The organism is Rahnella bruchi (assembly GCF_003614975.1).
In the GTDB taxonomy this organism is placed as follows: Bacteria; Pseudomonadota; Gammaproteobacteria; order Enterobacterales; family Enterobacteriaceae; genus Rahnella; species Rahnella bruchi.
In genome coordinates this window covers 1,048,592-1,059,579 of sequence record NZ_QZWI01000001.1, presented here as the reverse complement: position 1 = coordinate 1,059,579, position 10,988 = coordinate 1,048,592, and the positions used below count along the sequence as shown (strand labels likewise).

Sequence of the window (10,988 nt, the reverse complement as noted above, 5' to 3'; positions counted from 1 at the left end):
AGCAAGGAATTAACACTATTTAAGTCGGTATATTATAGTTTATACAGCTTTACGCATCTTGCCAGAAAACATCACGACAATTCATTCATTACCCGCTTCATTCATGAACCATTTCAGGGGTCAAGGAGTCAGGCATTATGAATAATCCAGCGCCACTTTCTGTGAATAAAACCACCACAGAAAAACTGTGGTATCAGCAAACAGTAGAAGAAAGTCTGGCAGGGTTGCAGTCAGGGCCAGCCGGGCTTTCCGCCGAAGACGCACAAAATAAATTAAAACATTACGGACCGAATGTACTTCCGCAAAAAGAAGGTAAGTCTTTATTTATTAAGTTTATCTCTCACTTTAAAGACATCCTTATCTATATATTACTCGCCGCCGCCGTCGTCACCGCAATAATGGGGCATTGGGTAGACACGCTGGTGATATTAGGCGTGGCGGTGATCAACGCTTTAATAGGTTTTATTCAGGAAAATAATGCCGAGAAGTCATTGAAAAGTATTCAGAATATGCTTTCCAGTGAAGCGCTGGTATTACGCAGCGGACAACAGGTCACCGTAGCCACCGATGAAATCGTGCCGGGTGATATTGTGCTGCTGCGCCCCGGAGACAAAATCCCTGCTGATTTACGCCTGATCGATGTGCATAACCTGCGTGTCGAGGAAGCCATTCTGACCGGTGAATCCACCGTAGTCTCGAAAAAGACCGATTCGCTCGAGGGGGAGAAGTCGATCGGTGACCGCAAAAACCTGGCGTTTTCAGGCACCACGGTCAGTTCCGGTACTGCCAGCGGCGTAGTGTTCGCAACCGGCGGTCAGACTGAACTCGGTCATATCAATGAAATGTTGTCCTCGATTGAAGACAACAAAACACCACTGCTGGTACAGATAGATAAACTAGGCAAATCCATTTTTGTCATCATTCTGTTCATGATGGTGGCGCTGCTGATTTTCGGTTATCTGCTGCGCGATATCCCGTTCGGCGAACTGCTGCTGTCGGTGATAAGTCTGGCGGTGGCTGCCGTGCCGGAAGGTTTACCGGCGATCATCTCGATTATTCTTTCGCTCGGCGTGCAGGCGATGGCGCGTTCCAAAGCCATTATCCGCAAGCTGCCGACAGTTGAAACGCTGGGCGCGATGTCAGTGATTTGTTCGGATAAAACCGGCACGCTGACCATGAACGAGATGACGGTCAAAGCAGTGATTTTGGCGGATAACATCTGGACGGTAGAAGGCAACAGTTACGAGCCAATGGGCAGTTTTTCCATTGCCGGTTCGGCTTCACCATTACCTGCAGATTCCTCGCCGCTGCTGACTCAGTTTCTGCGCACCGTGGATATCTGTAACGACAGTACGCTCAGGCAGGACGCTCAGGGACACTGGGGCATAACCGGTGGTCCGACCGAAGGGGCGCTGAAAGTGCTGGCAGCCAAGGCACATTTGCCGGAACTCGCGTTTAATCTCAGCAGTAAAATTCCGTTTGATTCGCTCTACAAATACATGGCGGTCGCGGGTGAGAAAAACGGTGAATCGCAGATCATGCTGACCGGCGCGCCGGATGTGCTGCTCAAACTCTGTCAGTTCCAGCAGACGCCGCAAGGGGCGGTGCCGCTGGATCACGCCTACTGGGAATCCGCGATCACACAATATGCCAGCGAAGGGTTACGTATGGTGGCCGCCGCCTGGAAGCCTGTCGATCAGCCGATAGCCTCGTTAGATCACCCTGAACTCGGCCACGGCATGGTGCTGATCGGCATTGCGGGGATGATGGATCCGCCGCGTCCTGAAGCCATTGTGGCGATCGGTGAGTGTCAGCAGGCGGGGATCCGCGTCAAGATGATCACCGGTGACCATCAGGAAACCGCGATGGCGATCGGTAAGATGCTTGGCATCGGTAATAGTGAGAATTCCATTACCGGCTATGAGCTGGAACATATGGATGACGCGCAGCTGAGAACGGCGGCGACACAGTTCGATATTTTCGCCCGTACCAGCCCGGAACACAAATTGCGTCTGGTGAAAGCGTTACAGGAAACCGGTGAAATTGTCGGGATGACCGGCGACGGCGTGAATGATGCGCCCGCGCTGAAACAGGCCAACGTCGGGATTGCGATGGGGATTAAGGGCACCGAGGTGACCAAAGAATCCGCCGATATGATCCTGGTGGATGACAACTTTGCCACCATCGCCAACGCGGTCAGGGAAGGGCGACGGGTTTACGACAACCTGAAAAAAACCATCCTCTTTATTATGCCGACCAACCTGGCGCAGGGGTTGCTGATTATTATTGCCATTCTGATGGGGAATCTGCTGCCGCTTACGCCGGTGCAAATTCTGTGGATGAACATGGCGACGTCCGCCACGCTTTCTTTCGGGCTGGCGTTCGAGGAAGCTGAAAGCCGCGTGATGCGTCGTCCGCCGCGTAATGTCAGCGCACACGTCATGGATAAATACGCCATCTGGCGTGTAGCCTTTGTGGGACTGCTGATTTCCATCAGCGCCTTTATGCTCGAAGCCTGGCTCCAGCCACGCGGTTATGAACCGGAATTTATCCGTACCGTGCTGTTGCAGACGCTGGTCACTGCGCAGTGGGTGTACATGATTAACTGCCGCGATTCGGATAATTTCTCTCTCAACCGTGGACTGCTGCAAAACAAAGGTATCTGGATTGTCACCGTGGTGCTCTTCGCGCTACAGGCGATTATTATCTACGTTCCGCTGATGAACACGCTGTTCGGTACACGACCACTGCCCTTCATCTACTGGATTATCGGCCTGCTGATCGGTATCGCGCTGTTTGTAATTGTCGAGATAGAAAAAGTGCTGACGAGGAGTTGGCGTAAAGCGGGTTAACAGACCGCACTGTAATCACATAAGCCACTGCAATAAAAAACCAGCCGTAAGGCTGGTTTTTTATTGACCAGTAAATCCTGCTTATTGTCTGTGGCTTTTTCTGAATGTAGAAGCTGCTTTTTTATAATTCCCCCTGGCTATTTGATTGCTAATCCGCCATTAAGGATAAGTACGCCTGCATTTCATACAGGGAGGTGACGTGAATCGGAGGGTTTTATTTAAGAATACTCCAGACATTGCCATCAGATAAAATTCAGATATTCACCAATATTTGCCTGAAATTAAAGCAATAAGGCTATTTGTTCTGCTCTTAGGAATGGTCTTTTGAAAAAGAAAAGTGAATTGGAAATGCGAATTTCTACGCATAAATGTGGATGAAAAACCAATAATTTAGATTTCGTAAGCTATTTTTCAGAAAACCACCCAGTAATGAAAAATTAAGATTAGTTTCAGGAAAAAATAAAAACTAAATTATCTCTTAAAATAGATTAATGTTCTGTTTAAATACAAATACTCAGATAAAAGCAGCGCTGATAAAACCGCATGAATGCGACTAATTCTTAATGAGAAAATTCTTAGATCCTGTCCGTTATTCCGGGCCAAAGCGTAATATAGCTCACACTTTCGTCCGTAATTAGGAATGTTCGTAAGAATTCGCCTAGAAAATAGGGATGAGATTAACGATAAGAATGTGTAAATCGATTGGTGAAACCTATTATTGCGGGCAATTATGAGCGAGAAAAACGATTTGAAGAGTTTCCGCTGCGTATTACTCTACATACGGCTACTGAAAAGATTTAAATATGATTTAGACCGGTTTTTAACATTCGTTTTTCTTATAGCGTTATGAGAGTGCTTTATTCTTCCCCGGTTTAACAGGGCAGAGTTCAGTGTTTTTAAAACCTCACAATTAGGCGGCCCAATGCCTCGGGTAATAATTTGGAGTGAGTGCCAGTACACAAAACTGGCGTTGAAAGAAATAATCTCCAAGGAGCTACCTTACGTTGACGGTGTCATCTCTTATGACCAGGGCGATGAGGTAAATTTGTATGCAAAAGATTATCTGATCATTGATCCATCAGGCGGCGGGTTCCACCGATGCTACGAGTTTTTGCGAGAGCATCTGAATATATTGGACCCGATAAGGATCCTGATTATGTCATCTGCCGTCGATATGTTGATGCTGGAGCTTCTGCTTAAGAAGGAATTTAAGTTTCTTAAAAAGAAAAAAGAATTGCCTGCGGTGGTGACATCGGTGGAGCAGCTTATCCAGCTACAGGGCATAACGATTAACAAGGAGTCCTTTAATTATAATATCACCAAGATGGAAGAGAAGGTTTTAGTGATGATGATGTCCGGCCTGTCCGTGACAAGCATATCGAATATTCTGAAACTGAGTGTGAAGACCGTAAGTGTCCATAAGTGCAATTCTTTAAGAAAAATAGGCGTTGACGCCAACAGCAGTTCAGCTTTGTTCTTTTTGCATAAACACGCAGTGGGAAACAGAATTAGCAGGTGAAACAATTGAGTTTTTAATCAGTTTCTATTGGTCAGGCGATTTTTCGAGCATGGCTATTTTCAGGGGAACAAATGCAGCCGGTCAGGGCAGGTTTTTCAGACTATATCTATGAGCCTATTGTTTCTGTTTCCGGTGTCATTCTCGGTTTCGAGCTGGTCACCAGAGTGGATGAAAATCGATCTGATTCATGCGGTTATGAGTTATTACGTACAGCCGGTGAGAAAGTGAAGGCATTTTATGAGCAGGTAACTCTGGCGGGTATGAACGAAAGCATATTTATCGATAATAACTTTTTATTATCGATAAATATCGACTATGACGTTGCTGTTCATATTATCGATAACCCGTCTATACATAAGGTGCTCAAACGTTATAGCCACATAAGGTTAGAGCTCGATGAGAACTTTCCTGAATTCAGGACCGGGCAGCAGCGGCCTGTGCTTCAGGCTTTGTCAGAATGCTACCCGCTTTGGCTGGACAATTTCGGCGCAGGGTTAACCAGTTTGTCTCTGATAATGAATGAAAGTTTTGAATGTATAAAAATCAGTAAGACCTTTTTTTTGCAACATCAGGGAACTATTTCACTCAGAAAAACTATAGAACACCTCAGGCCTTATTGTGCAGGTGTCATCATTAATGGTGTTGAGAATTCTCAGCACGTTAAGTACTTAAGTGGAAGTGATATCCGGGCTATGCAAGGAGCATTGTGGTTGCCATATGGACAGGAAGAGTTTATTCGGTCATTTTTTTGATCAGCAAAAATCAAGAGAATGAGTAAATACATTCTGATTTATGAAACGCAATTTATTAAAAATTAACACGCATTAATCACCACAACTACTCAGGTGAGGGTTAACTGCGCTAGATATTATTCGATGTAGAATTTGGCAAATTGGTGGCCGTAAATCAAGGGCGGTAGCATAGCCAAAATTTAGTGAGTCGCTGCAATTATATGAATTTGGATTTTTTATTAATTAAATTTTTATAGCCCGTCACTTCGCGCAATGCGTTTTATTTATTCTTATAGCATCCGATATCTGACTCACGCGGCTTTCGCATTATTCATCATCAAAAAATTCCTTCAGGCAAACGCATGAGGGAGGATTATTATCTCTAATTGTTGTGAGGTGTATATGACATTTCTCACCAGGAACCTTTGGTCTAGTTTATTACTCGCTTTATCCGATTTCCTTAGCTTCACTCTTTCTCTGTATCTGGCTAAATGGATACTCGGCGGGGTCATGACGCATTTTGAACAACGGATCCCGGATGCACAGATTTCCGGCTGGATTGCCCTGCACAGCTTGCTGGCTATTTGTTGTGTTGCGTGGTTCCACCTGCGTCTGCGGCATTATTATTATCGCAAAACCTTCTGGTTCGAGCTGAAAGAAATCCTGCGTACGCTGCTTATCTTTGCGCTAATCGAAATTGCAGTGATCGCTTTTGCTAAGTGGTATTTCTCCCGTTACCTCTGGGTTCTGACCTGGACACTGGTTCTTATTCTCGTGCCGGTTGCAAGAATGATGACCAAACGTGCGCTTGATTCTTTGGGCCTGTGGGAACGCGATGCGATTATTATTGGTAGTGGCAATAATGCGCGAGAAGGATACAACGCGATTAAAAGCGACAGGAATCTCGGTCTGCGGGTCATTAAATTTATTTCCAGCGAACGCGCCGACCAGCCCGGAGATAGGATAGAGGGCATACCTGTGATGCCTTCTGACGAGAACTGGGTACGGAAAAACGTCGATAAGAAGACCCAGTTTATTGTGGCCGTTGAGTCTCATCAGAGCGGGATCCGCAACGCCTGGCTGCGGGTGTTTATGATTAACGGCTACCGTTCTGTCTCGGTGATTCCGAGCCTTCGCGGCATGCCACTGGACAATACCGATATGTCATTCATCTTCAGTCAGGAAGTGATGATTTTCAGGGTGCATCAGAATCTGGCGAAATGGTCTTCACGCGCTGCCAAACGAATGTTCGATATTGTGGGTTCACTGGCAATTATCGTGCTGCTCGCGCCACTACTGTTCTATATCAGCCGTAAGGTGAGAAAAGACGGTGGCCCGGCGATTTATGGCCATGAACGCATTGGCCATAATGGTAAGCCTTTCAAATGCCTGAAATTCCGTTCGATGGTCATTAACTCCAAGGAAGTTCTGGAAGATTTACTGGCGACCAACGCGGAGGCACGGCAGGAATGGGATCTGACGTTCAAACTGAAATATGATCCGCGCATTACTGCCATCGGTAATTTCCTGCGCAGGACCAGCCTTGATGAATTGCCGCAGCTTTTTAATGTCCTGAAAGGCGAAATGAGTCTGGTGGGTCCGCGGCCTATTATTACCGCCGAGCTCGACCGTTATTACGATGAAGTGGAGTATTACCTGCTCAGTAAACCGGGAATGACCGGGCTTTGGCAGGTGAGCGGTCGAAGTGAGGTCGATTACCCAACCCGTGTATACCTTGATTCCTGGTATGTAAAAAACTGGTCAATGTGGAATGATATAGCCATTTTATTTAAAACTGTAAACGTTGTACTTAAAAAAGAGGGGGCTTACTAATTCGTACTGATAAATCGCCTCAACACGCAGTGGTTATATAATGCATCAGTTTCCCTTCATAAAAATAACACAGCATTTTCATTAATACTTTTATCAGCAACCTGAATTTCGGTGAAAGGCCGAAATTCCCATTGTCGTTAAAGGTATTGTATTTATTGAGATTGTCGTTACAAAAAATTGATAGTTTGCGGCTTCCTGATGGGAGGTTTTCCTGTCCATTGGCAGATACTTAACTGAACTACAGATGATATGAAATGATGAATAAAAGCTTTTTAAATATTTCTGTAATGATAGCCACACTTGGGATATTAAGTGGATGTACGGTAATTCCGGGGCAGAATTTAAATACCAGCGGAAAGGCAATCGTTGAACAGCCAGACAATAATTATGACATTGATAAGCTAGTTAATATTTATCCCCTGACTCCCTGGCTGGTGGACAGCTTAAGGTCGCCAACCGTCATGGCACGTCCTAATCCGGAGCTAGATGAGCAGTTAAAACATTACGAATATCACATTGGCGTCGGGGATGTCCTCATGGTGACCGTCTGGGATCACCCTGAGCTGACCACACCCGCAGGTCAGTACCGAAGTGCCAGCGATACCGGTAACTGGGTAAATTCTGACGGAACAATTTTCTATCCTTATATCGGAAAATTAAAAGTGACCGGCAAGACGGTCACTCAGGTCCGTCAGGAAATCAGCTCCCGGCTGGCAACTTATATAGAAAGCCCGCAGGTTGATGTCAGCATCGCGGCATTCCGTTCGCAAAAAATCTATACCACCGGGGAGGTCATTAAATCTGGCCAGCAACCCATTACTAACATCCCGCTGACGGTGATAGATGCCATCAATGCGGCAGGCGGATTAGCGCCGGACGCAGACTGGCGTAACGTGGTGCTCAATCACAACGGCCAGGATACGCAGATTTCACTGCATGCCTTGATGCAAAAAGGCGATCTGACGCAGAACCGGTTGTTGTATCCCGGCGACATTCTGTTCGTGCCGCGTAACGACGACCTGAAGGTGTTTGTGATGGGTGAAGTCACCAAACAGAGCACCCTGAAGATGGATCGCAGCGGGATGACACTGGCCGAAGCGCTGGGTAATTCCGACGGCATTGCACAGAGTATGGCGGATGCCTCCGGGATATTTGTTATCCGTCCGCTTAAGGGCAGTAACAAAGGTAAAATCGCGAACATTTATCAGCTGAATGCGAAAGATGCCGCTTCGATGGTGATGAGCACCGAATTCCAGCTGCAACCTTACGACATTGTTTATGTCACCACGGCACCGATTGTGCGCTGGAACCGTGTGATTTCGCAGATCGTCCCGACCATTACCGGCGTACATGACATGATCGAAGCGGGTCGCTTCATACGACAATGGAATCCCTGATGTTTGATTCTATATTGATCGTCTGCACCGGCAATATCTGCCGCTCTCCCATTGCGGAGAGGTTATTACGGGGCGTACTACCGGGCAGGAAAATAGATTCTGCGGGAATGGCTGCGTTAGTCGATAACCCGGCGGACCCCGGTGCGGTGCAGATAGCGAAAAAGCACGAGCTTATGCTCGATGATCATCGCGGCAGACAGTTCACCTCTGCCCTTGGTCGCCAGTACGACCTCATTTTGGTCATGGAAAAATCTCATCAGGAACTGATCAGTCAGGTATCTCCCGAAGCACGGGGCAAGATCATGCTTCTGGGGCACTGGGTCGGGGCCAGAGAAATTCCGGATCCTTATCACAAGAGTCAGGAAGCCTTTGAGGCTGTATACCGGTTAATTGATCAGGCCTGCCAGTCCTGGTTGCTAAAACTGAACGGATAACTCCATCAGGAAATCAACGCATGTCACCAGTCATTTCAAAAACACCTACGTCGCCCGATTCAGATGAAATAGATGTAGGGCGCCTAATCGGTGAGCTTATTGATCATCGAAAAATGATTATTTGTATTACCGCCGTCCTGACCTTGTTGGCTGTGATTTATGTTCTTTTTGCCACGCCAATTTATCAGGCGGATGCCCTAATTCAGGTGGAACAGAAGCAGGGCAATGCAATCCTTGAAAGCCTGAGTCAGGTACTTCCCGACTCTCAGCCACAATCTGCTCCGGAAATCGCACTGCTGCAGTCACGTATGGTTCTGGGCAAAACAGTCGATGACCTGAATCTGCAGGCCGTAGTTAAGCAGAAGTATTTCCCGCTGTTTGGTCGTGGATGGGCAAGGTTAACCGGAGAAGCGCCGGGTGCGGTGTCTATCGGTCGCTTATATTTACCTGCCAGTGGTGGTGACGTTCCCAAAATAACCCTCGAAGTGATAGATAAAAATAACTATCTCATCGAAGGAAATGATTTTGAAATAAAGGGTGTAGTCGGAAGTCTTCTCAGTGAACACGGCATTTCGTTACTCGTAAAGGATATACAGGCTGAGCCAGGTACGCGGTTTAACGTCTACTATCTGAGCCGGCTAAGGGCAATAATTGATCTGCTGGATGTATTTAATGTTAATGATCAGGGAAAAGATACTGGCATTCTGAATCTTACAATAAATGGTGATAATCGACACCTTATCGCGGCGATGTTGAACAGCATCAGCCAGAATTACCTTGATCAAAATATCGCTCGCCAGGCAGCTCAGAATGCCAAAAGCCTCGATTTCCTTGAACGCCAGCTTCCGCGGGTTCGCACAGACCTGAATACTTCGGAAGACAGCCTGAATACGTATCGCCGCCAGAAGGATTCTGTCGATTTGTCACTTGAGGCCAAGTCAGTACTCGATCAGATTGTCAATGTCGAAAGCCAGTTAAACGAGCTGACATTCCGTGAGGCGGAGATTTCGCAGCTCTATACGAAAGACCACCCGACGTATAAAGCGCTTCTGGAAAAACGCCAGACTTTGCTAAAAGAAAGAAACAGGTTGAACAAAAGCGTCTCTGCAATGCCTGCCACGCAACAGGAAGTCGCCAGACTCAGCCGGGACGCTGAATCTAATCGCGCTATTTACATGCAACTTCTGAATCGTCAGCAGGAACTGAGCATCGCTAAATCGAGTGCAATTGGCAATGTGCGCATCATCGATACAGCGGTCACGGAACTTAAGGCTGTCAAGCCTAAAAAGGTGCTGATTGTATTAATTGGCCTGATATTAGGGGCGCTGATTTCAATCAGTATCGTGTTGTTGCGTGTGTTCCTGAGGAAAGGAATAGATTCACCTGAACAACTCGAAGAAAGAGGGATTAATGTCTATGCCAGTATTCCTCTGTCGGAATGGCTGAGCAGAAAAAATAAGTCAGGTAAAATTAGAGCCAATAGAGAAAAAAGAAAAGACAAGAAAACGAGTTTTCTTGTGGTGGAAAATTCTGCGGATCTTGCTATTGAAGCAATACGTAGCCTGCGCACGAGTCTTCATTTCGCCATGATGGAAGCTAAAAATAATGTTCTGATGATTTCAGGGCCAAGCCAGAACGCGGGTAAAACCTTCGTCAGTAGTAACCTCGCCGTGATAATCGCACAGACTAATAAAAAGGTACTTGTGATCGATGCTGATATGCGAAGAGGACATGTCCATAAGTTATTTAAAACAGGCCTGGATAATGGGCTTTCCGACATTTTGTCCGGGAAGTCAAACCATCAAACCGCTCCGGTAAATATACCTTCTCTCGGTATAGATTTTATCTCACGGGGAGAGATAGCGCCTAATCCGGCTGAGTTATTGATGCATAAGCGATTCGAATTGTTGATCAATTGGGCTTCAGAAAATTATGACCTGGTGATTATTGATACACCGCCAATTCTTGCCGTCACCGATGCCGCAATCATCGGCAGGTATGTGGGTACAACATTGCTGGTAGCCCGCTTTGAAATGAATACTGTGAAAGAAGTAGAAGTGAGTATAAGAAGGTTTGAGCAGAGTGGCGTTCAGGTTAAAGGTTGTATTATTAACAGCGTTATTAAAAAGGCCAGTAGCTATTATGGGTATGGTTACAGTGGCTACGGCTATGCTTATTCGGACGATAAATAACACTCATGTTAAAAGTAACAAACCTGCCCG

Annotated in this window: 7 protein-coding genes; all 7 read left to right on the top strand. The window is 46.4% G+C overall.

The window, feature by feature from the left end:
• The first annotated feature begins 137 nt into the window (after positions 1–137).
• The 7 genes from D5398_RS05035 (at position 138) to D5398_RS05005 (ending at position 10,958) form a co-directional block, all read left to right on the top strand.
• Positions 138–2,852 carry a cation-transporting P-type ATPase gene (locus D5398_RS05035; protein WP_120506582.1) on the top strand — a complete coding sequence of 905 codons (2,715 nt, stop codon included), beginning with the start codon at positions 138–140 and terminating at the stop codon, positions 2,850–2,852.
• A 922-nt stretch (positions 2,853–3,774) separates the two neighbouring features.
• Entirely contained in the window at positions 3,775–4,371 is a 597-nt protein-coding gene (locus D5398_RS05030) for a helix-turn-helix transcriptional regulator (RefSeq protein ID WP_120506581.1), read from the top strand.
• A gap of 71 nt (positions 4,372–4,442) precedes the next feature.
• The gene (locus D5398_RS05025; protein ID WP_120506580.1) at positions 4,443–5,123 is read left to right on the top strand and encodes an EAL domain-containing protein; all 681 of its coding nucleotides are present in this window, start codon (positions 4,443–4,445) and stop codon (positions 5,121–5,123) included.
• 381 nt (positions 5,124–5,504) lie between these two features.
• A complete protein-coding gene (gene wbaP, locus D5398_RS05020; protein ID WP_120506579.1) occupies positions 5,505–6,935 on the top strand; it encodes an undecaprenyl-phosphate galactose phosphotransferase WbaP in 1,431 nt (476 codons plus the stop codon).
• A gap of 254 nt (positions 6,936–7,189) precedes the next feature.
• Complete coding sequence (locus D5398_RS05015; RefSeq protein WP_462938096.1) at positions 7,190–8,332, top strand: polysaccharide export protein; 1,143 nt, start codon at positions 7,190–7,192, stop codon at positions 8,330–8,332.
• Positions 8,332–8,766 carry a low molecular weight protein-tyrosine-phosphatase gene (locus D5398_RS05010; protein ID WP_279634997.1) on the top strand — a complete coding sequence of 145 codons (435 nt, stop codon included), beginning with the start codon at positions 8,332–8,334 and terminating at the stop codon, positions 8,764–8,766. Before D5398_RS05015 ends, D5398_RS05010 begins: the two co-directional genes overlap by 1 nt.
• 20 nt (positions 8,767–8,786) lie before the next feature.
• Positions 8,787–10,958, top strand: coding sequence for a polysaccharide biosynthesis tyrosine autokinase (locus D5398_RS05005; protein ID WP_120506578.1), 2,172 nt, complete (start codon positions 8,787–8,789; stop codon positions 10,956–10,958).
• Positions 10,959–10,988: the final 30 nt, after the last annotated feature.